The organism is Streptomyces sp. SYSU D01066-1, from assembly GCF_054956795.1.
Genome location: NZ_JBUDHV010000012.1, coordinates 17,605 through 36,151, shown reverse-complemented (window position 1 = coordinate 36,151; position 18,547 = coordinate 17,605). Strand labels below are relative to the sequence as shown.

The following is an 18,547-nucleotide window of genomic DNA, read 5'->3' as shown; positions in this document are numbered from 1 at the left end:
ATGGCCCCCGTGCTCGACCGCATCCGGGTCGGCTCCGCCCCCGACTCCTGGGGCGTCTGGTTCCCCGACGACCCCCGCCAGGTGCCCTGGGAACGCTTCCTGGACGAGGTCGCCGAGGCCGGCTACTCCTGGATCGAACTGGGCCCCTACGGCTACCTCCCCACCGACCCGGCCCGGCTCACCGACGAGGTGGACCGGCGCGGCCTGAGGGTCTCGGCCGGCACCGTCTTCTGCGGCCTGCACCGCGGCCCCTGCGAGTGGGACGCGACCTGGGAGCAGGTGAGCCGCGTCGCCGGCCTGACCCGGGCGATGGGCGCCCGGCACCTCGTGGTCATCCCGTCCTTCTGGCGCGACGACAGGACCGCCGAGATCCTGGAACCCCCCAAGCTGACCCGTGAGCAGTGGGGCCACCTCACCGGCGGCATGGAGCGCCTCGGCCGCGAGGTGAGGGAGGCCTACGGCCTCGACGTCGTCGTCCACCCGCACGCCGACACCCACCTCGACACCGAGGAGCACGTCGAGCGCTTCCTCGACGCCACCGACCCCGGCCTGGTCGGCCTCTGCCTGGACACCGGCCACTACGCCTACTGCGGCGGCGACAGCGTCAAGCTCATCGAGACCTACGGCGAACGCGTCGGGTACCTGCACCTCAAGCAGGTCGACCCCGAGGTCCTCGCCGGGGTCCGGGCGGACGGGCTGCCGTTCGGGACGGCCGTGCGGCGCGGGGTGATGTGCGAACCGCCGGCCGGGGTGCCCGCGCTGGAACCGGTCCTGGCGGCGGCCCAGCGGCTCGGCGTGGACCTCTTCGCCATCGTCGAGCAGGACATGTACCCCTGCGAACCGGACCGGCCGCTGCCCATCGCGGTCCGCACCCGCCGCTTCCTGCGCTCCTGCGGCGCCTGACGGGACCGGACGCCGTGTCGGGGCCGGACGGCGCCCGTCGGGGCCGGACGGAGCCGGACGGGGCCCGCCCGGCGCTGCTCGGGGGGCCGTTGTCAGCGGCGCGCGTTAGCGTCGACAGCGATGGCCCTTCGCCCCGTTCCGGGAGGCAGTCATGACCACGCGGCTCAACCCGTACCTCAGCTTCGACGGCGACGCCCGCCAGGCGCTGGAGTTCTACGAGGAGGTGTTCGGAGGCACGCTCACGCTGAACACCTACGCGTCGTTCGGCGGGTCGCCCGGCCCGGACGCCGACAAGATCATGCACGGCGTGCTGGAGACACCGAGCGGCTTCACCCTGATGGGCGCCGACGCCCCGCCCGGCACCGAGCACACCCCGGGGAACACCTGCTCGATCAGCCTCGGTGGCGACGACGACGCCGAGCTGCGCGGCTACTGGACCAAGCTGTCCGCCGGCGGCACCGTCGACGTGGCGCTGGAGAAGCAGATGTGGGGCGACGTGTTCGGCATGTGCCGGGACCGGTTCGGCGTCTCCTGGATGGTGGACATCAGCGAGCCGGCCGCCTGACCGGACCGCTCACGCCCGCCGTACCTCCTCCACCGTCACGGGTCGGTGCTCGCGCAGCGACAGCGTGCACGCCTCCGCGATCCAGCCCGCCTCCAGCGCCTCCCCGATCCCGCACGGCGACGGCCGCGCCCCGGCGACCACCTCCGTGAAGGCGGCCAGCTCGGCGCGGTAGGCGGCGGCGAACCGGTCCAGGAAGAAGGCGTGCGGGGTGCCGGAGGGGAAGGCCGCCCCCGGCTCCGCCGAGCGCAGCGGCAGCCGGTCCTCCAGACCGACCGCGAGGGAGTCGGCGAAGCCGTGCAGTTCCATGCGGACGTCGTGACCGCGCCCGTTGTGCCGGCTGTTGGACACCATCGCGACGGTCCCGTCGTCCAGGGTGAGGACCGCCCCGGTGGTGTCGGCGTCACCGGCCTCCCGGATGTGGGCGGCGCCCCGGTTGCCGCCGACCGCGTACACCTCGGCCACCTCGCGGCCCGTCACCCAGCGGATCATGTCGAAGTCGTGCACCGAGCAGTCCCGGAAGATGCCGCCGGAGGCGGCGACGTACCCGGCCGGCGGCGGCGCCGGGTCCAGCGTGGTCGACCGCACGGTGTGCAGGGGGCCCAGCTCGCCGGAGCGCACCGCCGCCCGCGCCGCGGCGAACCCGGCGTCGAACCGCCGGTTGAAGCCGATCTGCACCGGCACCGCACGCCCCGCGACGGCCTTCAGCACCTCCATGCCCTCGGCCATGGCGCGGGCCACCGGCTTCTCGCAGAAGACCGGCACCCCGGCGTCCACCCCGGCCCGGATCAGCGCCGGATGGGCGTCGGTCGCCGCCGCGACGACGAGCCCGTCCACCCCGCCGGCCAGCAGCTCGGCGGGGGAGTCCGCGACCCGCGCGCCGAACCGCTCGGCGGCGGCCCGCGCGGCCCCGGCGGCCGGATCGGACACGACCAGGGACTCCACGGCGCCGAGCCCGGCGAGGGTCTCGGCGTGGAAGGAGCCGATGCGGCCGAGACCGAGGATGCCGATGCGCATGGGCGGTGCTCCTAAGGGATCCGGGACGGGGGCGGCGCGGGCGTCACGCCGACGGGTCCACGGCGGCCCAGGCGCCGCTCGCGGCCGAACGCTCCATCGCGTCCAGCACGGCCGCGCCGCGCACCGCGTCGGTCAGCGTCGCGCCGTACGGGGTGCCCTCCGCGACCGAGCGCAGGAAGCGGTACGCCTCGATCACCTTCAGGTCGTCATAGCCCATCGCGTTGGCCGCGCCCGGCTGGAACGCGGCGAACTCACCGTCGCCCGGACCGACGTACACCGTGCTGACCGGCTGGTCCTGGTAGGCCGTGCCGCGGCTGACGCCCAGCTCGTTCATCCGCCGGAAGTCCCAGAACACCGCGCCCCTGGTGCCGTGCACCTCGAAGCCGTACGCGTTCTGCTCGCCGACCGAGACCCGGCACGCCTCCAGCACGCCGCGGGCACCGGAGGCGAAGCGCAGCAGGCAGCCGACGTAGTCCTCGTTCTCCACCGGACCGGGATCCCCGCCCGTCGCCCGGGTGTGACCGGCGGTGGCGGCGGCCGGGCGGGCCCGTTCGGGCACGAAGACGGCGGTGTCGGCGGTCACGGAGGCGATGTCGCCGCACAGGAACCGGGCCAGGTCCGCACCGTGCGAGGCCAGGTCGCCCAGGACGCCGCTGCCGCCGCGCTCCCGTTCGTAGCGCCAGGTCAGGGCCGACTCGGGATGGGCGGCGTAGTCGCTGAACAGCCGGACGCGGACATGGGTGACGGCGCCGATGTCCCCGGCGGCGATCAGGTCGCGGGCCGCCTCGACGGCGGGCGCGCTCCGGTAGTTGAAGCCGACCGCGCCCTGGACACCGGCCTTCGCGGCGGCGGCGGCCACCGCGCGGGCGTCCCCGGCGTCCAGCCCGACCGGCTTCTCGATCCACAGGTGCTTGCCCGCCTCGGCCATCGCGACGCCGATCTCGCGGTGCAGGAAGTTCGGGGCGGTGACGCTGACCGCCCGTACCCGGGGGTCGGCGGCCACCTCACGCCAGTCACGGACGGCCGAGGCGAACCCGAACCGGGCGGCGGCCTCCTCGCCCCGGCCCGGCACCTCCTCGGCGACCACGACCAGCTCCGGACGGACGGCGAGGCGCGGATAGTGGTGGCGGACGCGGACGTAGGCCTGGGTGTGCACCCGCCCCATCCAGCCGAAGCCGATGACGGCGACACCGAGCGTCTCCTCCGGGTGAGCCATGCGAGCCCCTCTTTGGACCGGTCCAGCACCTGTTTCCTGTCACCCTGAGGACTTCCGGCCCGCGGTGTCAAGGCTTTGACAGGCGGTACCGCCCGTGGAACGGTCCGGCCATGAAGCAGCCGACCATCCGTGACGTGGCCGAGCGGGCCGGGGTCTCCAAGTCGCTGGTCTCCCTGGTGCTGCGCGGTGCCGACGGGGTGCGGCCCGAGCGGCGCCGGGCGGTGCTGCGGGCCGCGCGGGAACTCGGCTACCGGCCCAACGCGGCGGCGCGCAGCCTGAGCGAGCGGCGCACCCGCACCGTGGGTGTCCTCCTCGACGACCTGCGCCACCCGTGGTTCGCCGACCTGCTCGACGGACTGCACCGCGTGCTGCGCGACAACGACCTGCACGTCCTGCTCTCCGACGCCCGCCTCAACCGCCGCTCCGGACCGGGCGACGTCGCGGGCCCCCTGCGCGACCTGGGGGTCGACGGTCTGGTCGTGGTCGGCACGCTGCCCGGCCCGGCCGTCCTGGAGGACGCCGCCGCGCGCCTTCCCGTGGTGGTCGCGGGCGCCCGGGAGGCGGTGCCGCCCGGCGTGGACGTGGTGGCCGGCGACGACGAGCGCGGGGCACGGCTGGTCACCGAGCACCTCATCGGCCTCGGCCACCGCGCGGTGGCGCACCTCGCGGGCCACGGGGCCGCCGGCGAACTGAGGCGGCGCGGCTTCGAGTCGGCGGTGCGGGACCACGGCCTGGCCGGCCGGGCGGCCGTCGAGCCCTGCGGCATGACGGAGGAGGGCGGCTACCGCGCCACCGTCCGGCTGCTCGGCGGAAGCGGACCCGAGCGGCCCACCGCCGTCTTCGCCGTGAACGACACCGCCTGCGTCGGCGCCCTGTCGGCGGCGGGGAACGGGGACCGCGGGTGCCGCACGGCCTGTCCGTGACCGGCTACGGCGACACGGGAGTCTCCCGGCTGCGGCACCTGTGGCTCACCACGGTCGACCACGCCGGCCACGAGGTCGGCCGCCGCGCCGCCCACCGCCTGCTCGACCGGCTGCGCGCCCCCGGCGGACCGGGCGGCCTGCGCCTTACGGCCCCCTCGCTGGAGATCCGGGGGACCACGGCCGCGCCCCCCGGACCCCGCCGGTGAGCGCCTCGAAAACCCCGCACAGCACCCCGTAATTTGGCAAACAAAATTGTTGACAATCTTGTTTGGATAGATTTACGTTCGACGAGCACTCAGTCAGGGAGGGCACATGCCGAAACAAGCCGGTCCGAGCACCGGGGAGCAGGCGAAACAGCTTGCGCTCGGACGACTGCGGGAGGCGATCCTGCGCGGCGACATGGCACCGGCCCAGCGGCTGGTGGAGAACGAACTCGCCGAGCAGTTCGGTGTGACACGGGCCAGCATCCGGGCCGCACTGATCGACCTGGAGTCGCAGGGGCTGGTCGAGCGCATCCGCAACCGGGGGTCGCGGGTGCGGGTGGTGACCGTGGAGGAAGCGGTCGCCATCACCGAGTGCCGGCTGGTCCTCGAAGGGCTCTGCGCGGCGAAGGCGGCGGCAGCCGTCACCGACGAGCAGATCGTCGAGCTGACCGACCTCGGTACGGCGATGCGCAAGGCCGTGGCCGACGGCGAACCGCTGACCTACTCGGAACTCAACCACCGGCTGCACACCAGGATCCGGGAGTTCTCCGGCCAGCTGACCGCGCTGGAACTGCTGGAGCGGCTCAACGCCCAACTGGTGCGCCACCGCTTCCAGCTGGCGCTGCGTCCGGGACGGCCCCAGCAATCCCTGAACGAGCACCTGGCCATGATCGAGGCGATCGGGGCCAGAGACCCACAGGCGGCCGAGGCGGCCGTCCGCGCCCACCTCACCAGTGTGATCGAGGCGTTGCGCGACTGACCCGCCGCAAGGCGGGAGCGCGCCCGGCGGCGGCCCGGCCCGACAAGGAAGAGATCCCGTGTACGCGTACCCGCACACCCCGAAGGAGCAGGCATGAGCGGCGTCATCGTCACCGACCCGCCGAAGGCGGAGGCCAAGGACGTCGAGGCCCTGTCCGGGTACGGCGTGGCCACCGTGTCCGAGGCGATGGGCCGCACCGGCCTGCTCGGCTCGCACCTGCGCCCGATCCAGCAGGACACCCGGATCGCCGGCACCGCGGTGACCGTGCTGTCCTGGCCCGGCGACAACCTCATGATCCACGCCGCCGTGGAGCAGTGCGGCGAGGGTGACATCCTGGTCGTCACCACCACCTCGCCCTCCACCGACGGCCTGTTCGGCGAGCTGTTCGCCACCGCGCTCCAGCAGCGCGGGGTGCGCGGGCTGGTCATCAACACGGGTATCCGGGACACCTCCGAGCTGCGCGAGATGGGCTTCCCCGCCTGGTCCGCCGCCGTGTCCGCGCAGGGCACCGTCAAGGCGACCGGCGGCAGCGTCAACGTACCGGTCGTCATCGGCGGCCAGGTCGTCAACCCCGGTGACGTGATCGTCGCCGACGACGACGGCGTGGTCGTCGTCCCGCGCGAGAAGGCCCGGCAGACCGCCGAGGCGTCCCGGGCCCGGGAGGAGAAGGAGGCCGCGACCCGCGCCGCCTTCCTGGAGGGCCAGCTGGGCCTGGACCGCTACGGACTGCGCGAGAAGCTGGTCCAGCTCGGCGTGACCTACCAGTCCTACGAGGAGTACACGCGCGGCGGGGACGCGTCGTGAGCGCACCCGACGAGGTCCGCTGCATGCTGATGCGCGGCGGCACCTCCAAGGGCGCCTACTTCCTGGCCGGGGACCTCCCCGCCGACGCCGCCGCCCGCGACGACCTGCTGCTGCGGGTCATGGGCAGCCCCGATCCGCGCCAGATCGACGGGCTGGGCGGCGCCCACCCGCTGACCAGCAAGGTCGCCGTCGTCTCGGCCTCGGACGACCCCGAGGCCGATGTCGACTACCTGTTCCTCCAGGTCAACGTGGACACCCCCGAGGTCACCGACCGGCAGAACTGCGGCAACATCCTCGCCGGAGTGGGCCCGTTCGCCGTGGAGCGCGGACTGGTTCCCGCCCAGGACGGTGAGACGTCCGTACGCATCCGGATGCGCAACACCGGGGAACTGGCGATCGCCACCTTCCCCACCCCGGGCGGGCGCGTCGACTACACCGGCGACGCCGAGATCTCGGGCGTGCCGGGCACCGCCGCCGCGGTCGTCATCGAGTTCCCGCAGGGCAGCTCCCCCCTGCTGCCCACCGGCAACGTCCGCGACACCGTCGCCGGCACCGAGGTGACCTGCGTCGACAACGGCATGCCGGTCGTGCTGATCCCGGCGGGCGCCCTGCGGGTCACCGGCTACGAGGAGCCGCGGGACCTGGAGGAGGACACGGACCTGGCCGACCGCCTCCGGGAGATCCGGCTGGCGGCCGGCCGGCTGATGGGGCTCGGGGACGTCGAGTCCACCACCGTGCCCAAGCTCAGTCTGCTCGCGCCGCCCCGGCACGGCGGCGCGGTCACCACCCGCACCTTCATCCCCGTGCGCTGCCACACCTCCATCGGCGTCCTGGGCGCCGCGAGCGTGGCCGCCGGACTCCGCCTGCCCGGCGGGGTGGGGGAGGGCATCGCGGAACCGCCCGGCAGCGGCGACCGCGTCCGCGTCGAACACCCCACCGGCTTCCTGGACGTCGAGACCGCCGTCGATCCCGGAACCGACGGCACACCCCCGGTGGTCCGCCGTACCGCCGTCGTGCGCACCGCACGGAAGATCTTCGACGGCACCGTCTTCCCCCGGTCGGCCGGGACGGCCCCGACCCCCGCACCATCCTCTGGAGGCAACGATGACTCCGCCGCTCGGTGACATCGCCCATATCGGTCACACCCAGCTGTTCACGCCCGACCTCGACGCCAGTGTCGGCTTCTTCACCGACTTCCTGGGCCTGACGGTCAACGGCCAGGACGGTGACACCGTCTACCTGCGCACCTACGACGACTACGAGCACCACAGCCTGGTGCTCACCGCCCGCGAGACGCCCGGCCTCGGCCGGCTCGCGCTGCGCACCTCCAGCGAGGACGCCCTCCAGCGCCGGGTGAAGGCCCTGGAGGAGGCCGGCCGCGGCGGGAAGTGGGTCGAGGACGAGCCCGGCCTCGGCCGGCTCTACCTCACCACCGACCCCGACGGCCACGAGCACGCCCTGTACTGGGAGAGCGAGCACTACCGGGCCCCCGACGAGCTGAAGCCCGCGCTGAAGAACCAGCCGCAGGCCAAGCCCAACCGCGGAGTCGGCGTCCGCCGCCTGGACCACATCAACTTCCTCGCCTCCGACGTGCTCGCCAACGCCGAGTTCCAGGAACACCTCCTGGGCGCCCGGCCCACCGAGCAGATCCAGCTGGACTCCGGCAAGATCGCGGCCCGTTGGCTGACCTTCACCAACAAGTCCTACGACGTCGTCTACACCGAGGACTGGACCGGCTCCGAGGGGCGGCTGCACCACATCGCCTTCGCGACCGAGAACCGCGAGGACATCCTGCGCGCCGCCGACCTCGCCATCGACACCGGCGTGTTCATCGAGACCGGCCCGCACAAGCACGCCATCCAGCAGACGTTCTTCCTGTACGTCTACGAGCCCGGCGGCAACCGCATCGAGCTGTGCAACCCGCTCACCCGCCTGGTGCTGGCGCCGGACTGGCCGCTGATCACCTGGACCGAGGAGGAGCGGAAGAAGGGGCAGGCCTGGGGGCTGAAGACCATCGAGTCCTTCCACACCCACGGCACCCCGCCGGTCGCCTGACGATCCGCGCCACGGTCCACCCCCGTGGCGCAGGGGGAGGGGCCGGGGGCTACCAGATCGTTGCTGAGATTGTTAACAAAACCGTTGACACTCAATGGCCGGAACTTTAGCGTCTAGCGCACACCACGGGTCGAGCCGCACGAGCCGCGCGGACCCGCTTCACTGATCCCCTCCAGGGAACTCGTCCTGGTCGAGAGGAAAACAACGATGTCCTCCTCCCCCGCCCTGTCCTCAAAGGGCAGCAGACTGGCCCTGCTGGTCGTCGTCCTGTGCTGGGTCGCCGTGCTCTTCGACGGCCTGGACATGTTCATCTACGGCTCGGTGCTGCCCCACATGCTGGAGGAGAAGGCCCTCGGGATCACCTCCGGCCAGGCGGGTGACCTGGGCAGCTACGCCACCTTCGGCATGCTGGTCGGCGCGCTGACCGCGGGCACGATCGCGGACCGGATCGGCCGCAAGAAGCTGATGCTCTCCTGCGTCGCGCTCTTCTCCCTGGCTTCCGGCCTGTGCGCCGTCGCGAACAGCGTCGCCGTCTTCGGCCTCGGCCGGACCCTGGCCGGCATCGGCCTCGGCGGTCTGCTGCCCACCGCGATCAGCATGGTCTCCGACTACGCCCCCAAGGGCCGCGCGGCCCTCACCATCGGCCTGCTGATGACCGCCCACCACGCCGGCGGCATCCTCTCCGCCTACGTCGCCCTGTGGATCGTCGAGCCGCTCGGCTGGCGCGCCGCCTTCTGGGTCTGCGTGGTCCCGCTGCTCTTCGTCCCGGTGCTGCTGAAGTGGCTGCCCGAGTCGCTGAGCTTCCTGGTCGCCCAGGGCCGCCGCGAGGAGGCCGCCGCGCTGGCCGCCCGCTACGACGTCGAGCTCCCCGCGCCCAAGGCGGGCAGGACCGCCGGCTCCCGCTGGGGCAACCTCGCCGCCCTCTTCCAGGGCAACCAGTGGATCCAGACCCTGCTGTACTGGCTGGCCTCCTTCGGCGGGCTGCTGCTCGTCTACGGTGTCGCCACCTGGCTGCCCACCCTGATGCGCAGCGAGGGCTACGAGCTGGGCTCCGCGCTGACCTTCGTGGTCCTGTTCAACCTCGGCGGCATCGTCGGCATGCTGATCGCCGGCCGCGCCTCCGACCGCTTCGGCGCCCCGCGCATCTCCGCCGTCTGGTTCGCGCTGACCGCCGCCGGTGTCTTCCTGCTCAGCGTCCACATGCCGCTGGCGCTGACCTTCGTGGTCGTCTTCCTCACCGGCGTCTTCCTCAACAGCGCCCAGACCATGATCTACGCGACGGTGTCCATCGCCTCCACCCCCGACAGCCGCGCCACGGCCGTCGGCTGGACCTCGGGCATGGGCCGCTTCGGCGCGGTCTTCGGCCCGTGGCTGGGCGGTCAGCTGCTCGCCGCGAACAAGGGTGACTGGGGCTTCACCGCGTTCGCGCTGGCCGGTGTGGCGTCCATGGTCTTCATCGGCATCGCCGCCGCCCGCGCCGGCAAGCGCACGGCCGGGGACGGCGCCGGGCAGAAGCTGGTGGGCGCGGCCCACTGAGCGACATCGCCACGCGACGCCGGCCCCCGCGAGGACGCGGGGGCCGGCGTTTTCTCACGGCGAGTTGACGCCGAGCGGGGCGTCCAGTTCGTCGCGGCAGTCCCCGGGCACCGCGTACGGCCTCAGTGTCTGGACGGGGACGAATCCGGGGGAGGGCGGCAGCGTCTGCTGCCGGGCCGCCTCCGCACGCTCCCGATCGATCTCTTCGGCGGTCTCCTCGCAGTCGTGGGAGTAACTCCCCGTGGGTGCCGGAGTCGGCTCCTCGGCGGGGAACTCCGGGCCGTCCGCGTACGGGTCCCAGGAGAGGACGTAGATGGCCGTCGGACCGGCCGGACACGGCCCGGCCCACACGGCGGCGACGCGCCGGCCGGCGTTCGCCACGGTCAGTGCCTTCCCCCTTCGCGAGACCTCCGGAGCCGCCGGAACGACGACACCGCCCCGGCCCACGTCATGCTGCGGACCGAGGCGGTGACGTACAAGGGGCGACTCAGCGGGGGCGGCGGGACAGCCAGGCGGCGGCCAGCGCGCCGGAGATGTTGTGCCAGACGGAGAAGACCGCGGCCGGCAGCGCGGCCAGCGGGCTGAAGTGGGCGGTGGCCAGCGAGGCGGCGAGCCCGGAGTTCTGCATGCCGACCTCGAAGGCCATGGCGCGGCTGCCCCCCTCGCCCAGCCGGCCCAGCCGGCCGGCGCCGTACCCCAGCGCCAGACCCAGGCCGTTGTGCAGCACCACGGCGACGAACACCAGCAGGGCGGCCGACTTGATGGCGGCGGCGCTGCCCGCCACCACCACGGCCACGATCACGGCGATGGTCAGCGCGGAGAGCCACGGCAGCACCGGCAGGGCCCGGCTCACCCACCGGCTCGCGACCAGCCGTACCACGATGCCCGCCAGGACCGGCAGCAGCACCGTCTTGAGGATGTCGGTGACCATCGAACCGGCGTCGACCGGCAGGTACTCGCCGGCCAGCAGCAGTGTCAGCGGCGGGGTGATCAGCGGGGCCAGCACGGTGGAGACGGTGGCGACGGAGACGGACAGCGCCACGTCGCCGCGCGCCAGGTAGGTGACCACGTTGGAGGCCGTGCCGCTGGGGGCGCAGCCGACCAGGATCACCCCGGCGGCGAGCTGCGGGGAGAGGTGGAGCAGGTGGGCGATGGCCCAGCCGAGCCCCGGCATGATGACGTAGTGCGCGACCAGTCCGAGCGCCACCGCCCAGGGCCGCTCGGCGACCCCGCGGAAGTCCTCCGGGGTCATGGTGACGCCCATGCAGAACATCACGACGCCCAGCAGATAGGGCACCCCCTCGCTCCAGCCGGAGAAGCCGCCCGGCAGCAGCAGCCCGAGGGCGCCGGCCAGGAGGACCAGTACGGGGAAGACGGTGACGGCACGCCGTGCGGAGCGGTCACCGGTGGCCGGGGCGGCCGTGGTGTCGTGCTGTTCGGTTCGTTCGGTACTCACCGTGCGAGACAACGCCTGGTCAGGCGCATGACGCAAGCGTGTCTCGCGGTGCGATCGGTCACATCGGTCACGTCAGGTGGGTGAGTCACCCCGGTCGCGTCGACCCGCTGGAGGCGTTCGCCGACCTGGAGGACGCGGCCGTGTCCCCGCCCCGGGGCTTCGCGGACGTCACGGCGCGGCCGCTGCTGACCGCCGAGGACCAGCGCCGCAAACCGGTGCTCGTGGAGACGATCGCGCGCTACTGCTGGGGCAACGAGTTCTGACGCCGCGGGGGAGAGGACCGGCTCAGCCCTGGGTGTTCAGACACCGCTCGGCGGTCAGCGGCCGGCCGGTCGGCCACGCCACCCCCTGGTAGGCGAGGTGCCCGCCGGGCCCCTCGCCGCCCTCGGCCACCAGCCGGACGATCGCCACCGCCTTGTCGTACGGGGTGCCGTCGCCGCGCAGGCAGATCCACCCGCTCGCCCCCGGCACCTTGTGCACGCCGTGCAGCCGGCGCCACGCCTCCCCGATGGCCGCGAGATCCGGCACCTCGCCCTTCTCGGTGACCCGGTTCTCGATGCCGGTGATGGCGGTCAGCGCCGAGTCGTACATGGTGATGGTGCGCCCGTCGGAGAGGTCGGTGGCGCCGATGTCCCCCGGATCGTGCGCGGTGTCCGGCTCCAGCAGCCCGGTCAGTTTCGCGAGGTCCTCGGGCGAGCCGCCGGTCGAGGGCGGCGCGGGGCTGTTGCCCGCCGCCCACACGTCCGGGTGGGTGATGGTGGCGTACTCCACGGTCAGGCCCTCGCCCCGGGTGAGCGCGTCCCAGTCGAGGCTCGGTTCCAGAGCGATGGTCGACGCCCCGGAGACGGTGACGAGGGTGAGATGCCGGTCGGTGCAGCCGCGCCCGCCCAGCGCGTTGATCAGCTGGGCGAGGGCGGCCGGCCGTCCGGCGAAGTACAGGGTGGTGGCCCGGGAGTCGCAGATGTTGTTCACCATCTGCTCGAAGTCTTTGTTGGTCACCCGCTGGGCGTCGTACCGCTCCGGTCCGCTCGCCGCGTCCCTGGTGACCTCGCGGAACGCCTCCCGCAGGGACTTCGCGTACAGGTCGGTGCCGCTGATGTCCTCGATGAGGAAGGACTTCGTGTCGTCCTCGTCCAGGTAGTGCCGCAGTGCGCGCGCCTGGTCGTGGTTGGACGGCACCACCTTCACCAGGCCGGGGTACGGCGTCTTCCCGCCGTCGGCGAGATCGGTGGCGGTGATGGGGCCGCCCACCACCGGGATCTTCTTCTCCCGGGTGAGGTAGCCGATGGTGTCGGCGTTCTCCTGGACACTGAGGTTGAACCCGAACACCGCCCGCAGCCGGTCCTCGTCGGAGGCGGCCATCTCGGCGAGCCAGTCGGCCACCCGCCGGCCGTGCTCCAGGTCCCGGCCCGGGTTGGCGAGGACGAGCCGGACGGGCACGTCCTCCGGGGCCACCACGTCGGCCCGGTACTGCGCGAGATAGGCGCCCTGGACCTCGCGCAGCAACTGGGCGCGGTCCGCCGCGCTCTCCTCGCCGGGCGTCATGGGGATCATCAGGGCGATGGTGGCGTACGGCGTGTCGCCCCGCTCGACACGGTCGTTGAGTTCCTCGATCCGCGCGGACACGGCGGTGAGGGCGTCGTCGAACACATAGCCGCCGTCGCTGACCCCCACGCACTGGCCGTCCTCCCGGACCAGCCGTTCGTTGCCGCTCTGGCAGTAGTTTGGCAGCGCGGCCGTCCAGCAGACGACGGCCACCGCGCCGCCCGCGACGACGGCGCAGACGGCGGCGACGGCGTTGCGGACGCGGTGGTCGACACCGGCGTGCCACACCCACCACAGGACCAGTGCCATGGCGACGACGAGCGCGCCCGCCCCGCCGAACAGCAGCCATCCGGGCCAGAACTCGGGTGCCGGCACGTCAGTGGTCCCTTCGCTCGGCCGGAACGGGCAGTTCGGGAACGCGCCGCCCCTGGGCGAGCAGCGCCGGCCAGAGCCGGGCGGCCTCCAGGGTGGCGACGTCCTGGTCGTCGTAGGCGATGTCGAAGCCGCTGAGCAACTGGCGCAGCCGGTTGTCCGGGCTGCCCGGGTCGTCCGTGTAGAGGGAGGAGAGCGTGGACAGGTCCTGGAGGCGGGTCACCAGCGCCGCGACGGCCCGGTGCCGGCCGTCGGGACGCGGCCCGGGACAGGCCGGGCAGTAGCCGGGCCCCTGCGGGTGCTGCTCCGCGTAACCGTCCGGGGGCCGGGGGGCCGCGCAGACGAACTGCACGGCGGCCAGCCAGGAGCGCCGGTCGGCGGTGCCGAACAGCTGGTGCAGTCCGGCCACGGCCTCCTCGCGGCGGCCCAGGGCCAGGGTGTGGTGGAGCCGGGCGATCAGCGCGTCCCGGTCGTCGTCGGCGGCCCGGCCGTAGTGGGCCGCGGCGGCCGAGTGCAGCCGTGTCCAGTACGCGAAGGCGCCGGGCCCCCGGCGGGCGGGGGTGCACTCGGCCCGCAGCCGGTGCAGCAGCAGTTCGCGCAACGTCCGGTCGCCGACCGGGGGCACGAAGCCCGCATCCCCCGCCCAGGGGGACCGGTCCCAGTGCCCGGCCCGCAGAAAGGCCCGTACCCGGTCTCCGGCCGGCTCCTCGCCGTCCCCGGGACCCGGCAGCCGCCGTACGTCGTCGAGGCGCAGCGCCACGGCCCAGGGCAGCAGGGGCTCGATCAGCGACCGCTCGGGCACCAGGTAGTGCAGCAGTACGTCCGCGACGCTCGCCTCCTCGGCCGGGCCCGCCGGGGGGAGGCCGAGCAGCGCGCGGCCCAGGTCCTCGGTCGCGCACCGGCGCAGCACACTGTCCCGGCCGCGGCGCAGGTCCTGCCGGGCGGCGTCGAGCAGCGGCCGGGCCAGGCCCGCGCGGCCGGCGCTGATCTGCCCGGTCACATCGGGCAGCCCCCGGGGACAGCCCGCGCCGAGGGCGGCCGCGATGTCCGCGGTCCGCAGCGCCGGCGCCCTGAGCCACAGCTGCCAGGCGTCGGGCGACCGCTCCCGCGGACTTTCCCAGGCGAGCGTGCCGATCCTCGTCACGTCGGCCGGGTGCCGGTCCCGGCCCGGCGTCCCGCCGGGGCCCGCGCCGAGCCGGGTGCTGACGAGCACGGGACGGCTGACGTCCGCGCCCCGGCCGGGGTCCGGCCCCGCGGCCTCGGCGTACGCGGTCAGCAGCAGGTCGAACAGGCGCTCACCGGTGGGGGTGTGCGTGTCGTCCAGCACGACCAGGGGCAGCGGGCGGGTGAAGAAGTGCCAGGCCCGGTGGTAGGCGTCGATGTCGGCGAAGAACGCCGCGGCCAGCCGCCGTTCCAGGTCGTCGCGGGCGGGGGCCGGAAGCTCGAGGTCCAGGTGCTGCGCGTACCGCAGCAGTTTCTCGATCCCGGTGCCCGGGACACCGAGCGGCCGCCCGTCCCACCACCGCAGCGCCGCCGCGTCCAGCCCCTGCCCGCCGCGGCCCCGGCGGGCCTGGCGCAGCAGCTCCCGCACCAGGTCCTCCAACGGCGCCAGTACGGGGATCCACCGCAGCAGCGGGACCGTCGCGTCGACCAGGGCACCGAAGCGTTCCCGTACGGCGGGCTCGCCGGCCGAGTCCTCCAGCGCCCGCTCCAGGTCCTGCCGCTGCCGCTGGAACGCCGCCAGTTCGGCCGGGCTCGGACCGTCCGGGTCGGCCCGCGGCGCCGACTCCTCCAGGGTGACGACGGCCAGTACGGCGTAGGTGAACCGGGGGAACGCGATGCGCCCGAACCTCGGCACGCCGGCGTTCAGCTCGTGGACCAGCCAGGCGAGGGCCGCCAGCGGGCGGGAGGCGAGCAGGCCCGCGCCGGCCGCCGGTGACGTCACGGCCGGGGCCGCCCGGTCGGTCGCGGGCCACTTGGCGACGTGCAGCCGGTTGACGTACCGGTCGTGCAGGGCCTGGCACACCGCGGTCCGGCCCGTCCCGCGCCCCCCGTAGATCCTGATCACCGGGGCGCCGCCGGGCCAGCCGGGCCGGGTGCCCTTGCCCCGCGCGTCCAGGCCGACCGCCCGGGGCACGAAGGTCTCCAGCAGTGGCCCGTACCCGTGGAGTTCACCGTTCGCCATCCACGCCCCCGTGGGTGTGCGGTCGCCAGGGATGGCCGGGAACTTAGCACGGACACCCGCAACACCACAGGGCGGCAGGGAAGTCGGTACCTACCTGAGATCTCCGTCCGTCACAGCACCTCGGCGAAGGTCATCGACCGATCCGTCAGCAGCGTCCTGGTCGGCGCACCGATCCTCTCCTGCTTCCACCCGGCCGACCCGGCCGGCCGCCGGCACCGCCAGAACGCCCTGCCGATCATCGTCGGCCCGGCGGCCTTCGGCGGCGGCGCGGAGGAGTTCACCGGTGCCGTCGGCACCACGCTGGACACTCTCGAGGGCCTGCCGGTCGCGGAAGGCGCCTCCGGCGTGTACCACCCCGGTGAGCGCAGCGCCGCCGTGGCGGCCGAGCGCGGCGCGAACGGCGTGCCGGTGGCCCCCGAGGCGTGGCGTGAACTGACACGGACCGCCGAGAGGTTCGGCATCACGCCGCCCGGCACCGCCTGAGCCGGGGGACCGTACGTCGCCGACCGCACCCAAGGGGACGGCCGGCGGCTTCCCCCACCCCGGGCATACGGTAGGCTTGACCTGCGAGTTCACGGGACGTGGCGCAGCTTGGTAGCGCACTTGACTGGGGGTCAAGGGGTCGCAGGTTCAAATCCTGTCGTCCCGACTGGAGACGGTCGCAGGTCAGGGCCGGTTTCGGAGAGACCCGGAACCGGCCCTTGGGCTGTTCATCCCAGCTTCGCCCGCAGTTCCCTCCGGCCCGCCACACACAGTTTCCGGTACGTGCTGGTCAGGTGCTGCTCCACGGTACTGACCGTGATCGAGAGCGCGCCCGCTATCTTCTGATTGGTCTCGCCCTGGGCGGCCAGCACAGCCACCCGCTGTTCGGACATGCTGAGCTTGTCCAGATACCTGGCGTACCGGTCGGTCACCTTGTACGCGGCGACGCGATCCGGGACCGCGCTGGACACGTCGCCCCAGTGCAGGCGCTGGAGCATGGAGAAGAAGCCGGGCCGTCCGGATGTCTCCCGGAGGATGCCGAACAGTTCCTCCCGCAACTCCTGCCGGCGGCGGCTCCTGGTGTCCACCAGGCTGAACAGCCGGGCGTGGCCGGCGGGCGGCGCGGTGAACTTGTCCAACTGGGAGTCGATCATTTTGAGGGCGTTGTCGTAGTCGTCGACGCCCAGGTAGGCCGCGGCGATGGCGAACCGCCACGGGTACAGGTCAGCGTCCAGGCCCCATGACGCGATCAGCCGGCCGCAGCTCATGAAGTCGGCCAGCGCCGAGCGGTGTTCGCCGTCGGCGAGGTGATAGTGACCCCGGGCGTACAGGTAGCCGAGACAGTGCGCGGTCTCGTAGATCGTCGCCGTGACCGGTCGCTGCACCCAGTCCCTGGCGGTGGGGAGTTCTCCCAAGTCGGTGTACCCGGCGATGAGGCAGGAAAGCGGTCCACCGGTCCAGGCACCCCACCGCTGCGGCGCGATCATCTCGAACACGGCCTCGGCGCGGGTGATCCCGACCAGGACGTCTCCTCTGCGCAGGGAGGCTTCCGCACGCGTCGCCAGCAGCCGGGCCGACCAGGTGTCCGCGGCGAGCCGAGCCGCGTCCGGCAGTGTTCCGTCGCACCAGGAGATCGCGGCCTCCGGGCGGTTGCTGTACACCAGGGCCGTGATGGCCGCGATGACGGCATGAGCCGTCTCCTCGTCGAACTTGCCAAAGGAGAGGGCGGAGGTGGCGCTGTCGACCGGATCGGGCAGTGCCGGGTCGCCGAGCAGCCGGCTCGCCAGCGCCCAGGCGGCCCGGTGCTGCGTCGCCCCGGCGTCCGGCCCGTCGAACCGACGGTTGTCCGCCTCCGTGACCACCGTACGCAGAAGGCTGGGAAATTCGCAGGCGATGAGCAGTCGGTGGGCCTCCGCCTCCGCACGGGGCCGGCCGGTCTGCGGTGCCATCTCCTTGATCCTCCGGCTTTGGAAGGCCAGCAGCTCCTTTGCCTGCCACAGCAATTCGGGAATTACGTCCCCTTGGTTGACAGCGGTCATCAGAGGTTCGGGTCCTTCCTCGTTTTATGGCGAATCACCCGCCACGGCGCTGTGGCAGGACAGAATGAAGGCATCGAGAACGCGAGACGATTTTCCGAGAGAAGTGATATGCGGGTCAGTCTCGCCGACCGAGGTGGCAGGGGAAGGGGGCGACGTCCCTTCGGTCTCCGGAAGGGGTCCCCTCGGCCCGTCGCTGCTCGCTTGCCGGACCGGGTTTCCTTGGGTGGCTGCGGAGGTGGGTCGAAGACCGGCTCATCACCGACTGCACGAAAACTGCCGAGAAGGCGCTCGTTTCGGTGACGGCGAGTGGTCGGACCGTCCGGGGCCGCGATGGCTGCTGATGACGCCGCCCCCGGTCCCGGCGTCGAACGTTCGTGAGGTCTGGGTTCTACGGCGCCCCCCGGTCGCTGTTGCCTCCACTTCGGCTCATCATGGCTGACCGCATCCTCCGGCCGTCCTCGGTCCGTCCCGGCGCGGTCCTCCCCGGAAAATGTCCCTCTTGGTCGTTTTTGCTGGCCTTTTCGGTACGGTCAGGGAAGCTGAATGGCCATCAGCTGATCTTTCACGTCTGAATAAGGCGTTGATCCGGCGGCGGGGGAGTGCGGCGGTATCTGCGCAGAGCCCCGGACACGGACCGGAGCCGTGGTGGTCGGGCGGCTTCCGGAAAGGGCGCGGAGCGGCCCGGTGGGAGCGCGTCCACCGGGCGGGCGGTGCCCGGCCGCGGCACTGCTCGGCGCCGGCCCGTACCCGGCGGCGGCGACCGGTGGGCGCCGACCCGTGGCCCGTGGCGCTCTTGCCCTTGCCGGGCCCGGCCGCGGGCACAGCCGGTCGGCCGGGTTCCGGAAGCGCCCGAACCCGAAGCCGCCGTGAACTCATCGCCCCCTGGTTGATCCCCGCAAGAGAAACCCGCAATAGGCAGCCCCTAGATGTATGATAAGCAGCTCATGCGTAAAGGCCGCGACGTAGCCGGGGACGGCTGCTAACGTCAC

16 protein-coding genes, 1 tRNA gene and 1 pseudogene are annotated in these 18,547 nt (G+C 73.0%); 11 read left to right on the top strand and 7 right to left on the bottom strand.

Annotation, left to right across the window (positions count from 1 at the left end):
- Both ACY1JF_RS14370 and ACY1JF_RS14365 read left to right on the top strand, forming a co-directional pair.
- Positions 1-903: a sugar phosphate isomerase/epimerase family protein gene (locus ACY1JF_RS14370; protein WP_462705490.1), complete on the top strand. Its 903-nt coding sequence runs from the start codon at positions 1-3 to the stop codon at positions 901-903.
- 151 nt (positions 904-1,054) lie between these two features.
- A complete protein-coding gene (locus tag ACY1JF_RS14365) occupies positions 1,055-1,468 on the top strand; it encodes a VOC family protein (RefSeq protein ID WP_462705489.1) in 414 nt (137 codons plus the stop codon).
- Between the two features lie 9 nt (positions 1,469-1,477).
- On the opposite strand, the gene ACY1JF_RS14360 is transcribed toward ACY1JF_RS14365, so the two are convergent.
- Together ACY1JF_RS14360 and ACY1JF_RS14355 are read right to left on the bottom strand one after the other, a co-directional pair.
- On the bottom strand, positions 1,478-2,482 hold the full coding sequence (locus ACY1JF_RS14360) for a Gfo/Idh/MocA family protein (protein WP_462705488.1): 1,005 nt from the start codon (positions 2,480-2,482) through the stop codon (positions 1,478-1,480).
- Positions 2,483-2,525: 43 nt separating this feature from the next.
- Positions 2,526-3,698: a Gfo/Idh/MocA family protein gene (locus tag ACY1JF_RS14355; protein WP_462705487.1), complete on the bottom strand. Its 1,173-nt coding sequence runs from the start codon at positions 3,696-3,698 to the stop codon at positions 2,526-2,528.
- A gap of 110 nt (positions 3,699-3,808) precedes the next feature.
- Between ACY1JF_RS14355 and ACY1JF_RS14350 the strand changes: the two are divergent.
- From ACY1JF_RS14350 to ACY1JF_RS14325, 6 genes and pseudogenes are all read left to right on the top strand, one after another.
- A pseudogene (locus tag ACY1JF_RS14350) lies at positions 3,809-4,827 on the top strand (LacI family DNA-binding transcriptional regulator).
- A gap of 106 nt (positions 4,828-4,933) precedes the next feature.
- The gene (locus tag ACY1JF_RS14345; protein WP_462705486.1) at positions 4,934-5,584 is read left to right on the top strand and encodes a GntR family transcriptional regulator; all 651 of its coding nucleotides are present in this window, start codon (positions 4,934-4,936) and stop codon (positions 5,582-5,584) included.
- Between the two features lie 93 nt (positions 5,585-5,677).
- Positions 5,678-6,388, top strand: coding sequence for a 4-carboxy-4-hydroxy-2-oxoadipate aldolase/oxaloacetate decarboxylase (locus ACY1JF_RS14340; protein WP_462705485.1), 711 nt, complete (start codon positions 5,678-5,680; stop codon positions 6,386-6,388).
- A gap of 23 nt (positions 6,389-6,411) precedes the next feature.
- Positions 6,412-7,512 carry a 4-oxalomesaconate tautomerase gene (locus ACY1JF_RS14335; RefSeq protein WP_462705600.1) on the top strand — a complete coding sequence of 367 codons (1,101 nt, stop codon included), beginning with the start codon at positions 6,412-6,414 and terminating at the stop codon, positions 7,510-7,512.
- Positions 7,493-8,443: a catechol 2,3-dioxygenase gene (locus ACY1JF_RS14330; RefSeq protein ID WP_462705484.1), complete on the top strand. Its 951-nt coding sequence runs from the start codon at positions 7,493-7,495 to the stop codon at positions 8,441-8,443. The genes ACY1JF_RS14335 and ACY1JF_RS14330 overlap by 20 nt, the downstream gene beginning before the upstream one ends.
- Positions 8,444-8,650: 207 nt before the next feature.
- Complete coding sequence (locus tag ACY1JF_RS14325) at positions 8,651-9,979, top strand: MFS transporter (protein ID WP_462705483.1); 1,329 nt, start codon at positions 8,651-8,653, stop codon at positions 9,977-9,979.
- Positions 9,980-10,033: 54 nt separating this feature from the next.
- Here the strand turns inward: ACY1JF_RS14325 and ACY1JF_RS14320 are convergent, their stop codons facing one another.
- Entirely contained in the window at positions 10,034-10,360 is a 327-nt protein-coding gene (locus ACY1JF_RS14320) for a hypothetical protein (RefSeq protein WP_462705482.1), read from the bottom strand.
- A 106-nt stretch (positions 10,361-10,466) separates the two neighbouring features.
- Positions 10,467-11,435, bottom strand: coding sequence for a bile acid:sodium symporter family protein (locus ACY1JF_RS14315; protein WP_462705481.1), 969 nt, complete (start codon positions 11,433-11,435; stop codon positions 10,467-10,469).
- A gap of 80 nt (positions 11,436-11,515) precedes the next feature.
- Between ACY1JF_RS14315 and ACY1JF_RS14310 the strand changes: the two genes are divergently transcribed.
- Positions 11,516-11,698 carry a hypothetical protein gene (locus ACY1JF_RS14310; protein WP_462705480.1) on the top strand — a complete coding sequence of 61 codons (183 nt, stop codon included), beginning with the start codon at positions 11,516-11,518 and terminating at the stop codon, positions 11,696-11,698.
- Between the two features lie 22 nt (positions 11,699-11,720).
- Here the strand turns inward: ACY1JF_RS14310 and ACY1JF_RS14305 are convergent, their stop codons facing one another.
- The gene (locus ACY1JF_RS14305) at positions 11,721-13,355 is read right to left on the bottom strand and encodes an ABC transporter substrate-binding protein (RefSeq protein WP_462705479.1); all 1,635 of its coding nucleotides are present in this window, start codon (positions 13,353-13,355) and stop codon (positions 11,721-11,723) included.
- Position 13,356: 1 nt separating this feature from the next.
- Entirely contained in the window at positions 13,357-15,537 is a 2,181-nt protein-coding gene (locus ACY1JF_RS14300) for a hypothetical protein (protein ID WP_462705478.1), read from the bottom strand.
- Between ACY1JF_RS14300 and ACY1JF_RS14295 the strand changes: the two genes are divergently transcribed.
- The gene (locus ACY1JF_RS14295) at positions 15,517-16,020 is read left to right on the top strand and encodes an Ldh family oxidoreductase (RefSeq protein ID WP_462705477.1); all 504 of its coding nucleotides are present in this window, start codon (positions 15,517-15,519) and stop codon (positions 16,018-16,020) included. The genes ACY1JF_RS14300 and ACY1JF_RS14295 overlap by 21 nt on opposite strands.
- 92 nt (positions 16,021-16,112) lie before the next feature.
- Positions 16,113-16,186, top strand: a tRNA-Pro gene (locus ACY1JF_RS14290).
- A 61-nt stretch (positions 16,187-16,247) separates the two neighbouring features.
- Here the strand turns inward: ACY1JF_RS14290 and ACY1JF_RS14285 are convergent.
- Entirely contained in the window at positions 16,248-17,558 is a 1,311-nt protein-coding gene (locus tag ACY1JF_RS14285; protein ID WP_462705476.1) for a helix-turn-helix transcriptional regulator, read from the bottom strand.
- Between the last annotated feature and the right edge of the window lie 989 nt (positions 17,559-18,547).

Bases quoted from the DNA above. Each gene is read 5' to 3' on its own strand.
- ACY1JF_RS14370 (WP_462705490.1), top strand. From the start codon at position 1: ATGGCCCCCGTGCTCGACCGCATCCGGGTCGGCTCCGCCCCCGACTCC.
- ACY1JF_RS14365 (WP_462705489.1), top strand. From the start codon at position 1,055: ATGACCACGCGGCTCAACCCGTACCTCAGCTTCGACGGCGACGCCCGC.
- ACY1JF_RS14360 (WP_462705488.1), bottom strand. From the start codon at position 2,482: ATGCGCATCGGCATCCTCGGTCTCGGCCGCATCGGCTCCTTCCACGCC.
- ACY1JF_RS14355 (WP_462705487.1), bottom strand. From the start codon at position 3,698: ATGGCTCACCCGGAGGAGACGCTCGGTGTCGCCGTCATCGGCTTCGGC.
- ACY1JF_RS14345 (WP_462705486.1), top strand. From the start codon at position 4,934: ATGCCGAAACAAGCCGGTCCGAGCACCGGGGAGCAGGCGAAACAGCTT.
- ACY1JF_RS14340 (WP_462705485.1), top strand. From the start codon at position 5,678: ATGAGCGGCGTCATCGTCACCGACCCGCCGAAGGCGGAGGCCAAGGAC.
- ACY1JF_RS14335 (WP_462705600.1), top strand. From the start codon at position 6,412: ATGCTGATGCGCGGCGGCACCTCCAAGGGCGCCTACTTCCTGGCCGGG.
- ACY1JF_RS14330 (WP_462705484.1), top strand. From the start codon at position 7,493: ATGACTCCGCCGCTCGGTGACATCGCCCATATCGGTCACACCCAGCTG.
- ACY1JF_RS14325 (WP_462705483.1), top strand. From the start codon at position 8,651: ATGTCCTCCTCCCCCGCCCTGTCCTCAAAGGGCAGCAGACTGGCCCTG.
- ACY1JF_RS14300 (WP_462705478.1), bottom strand. From the start codon at position 15,537: ATGGCGAACGGTGAACTCCACGGGTACGGGCCACTGCTGGAGACCTTC.
- ACY1JF_RS14285 (WP_462705476.1), bottom strand. From the start codon at position 17,558: ATGACCGCTGTCAACCAAGGGGACGTAATTCCCGAATTGCTGTGGCAG.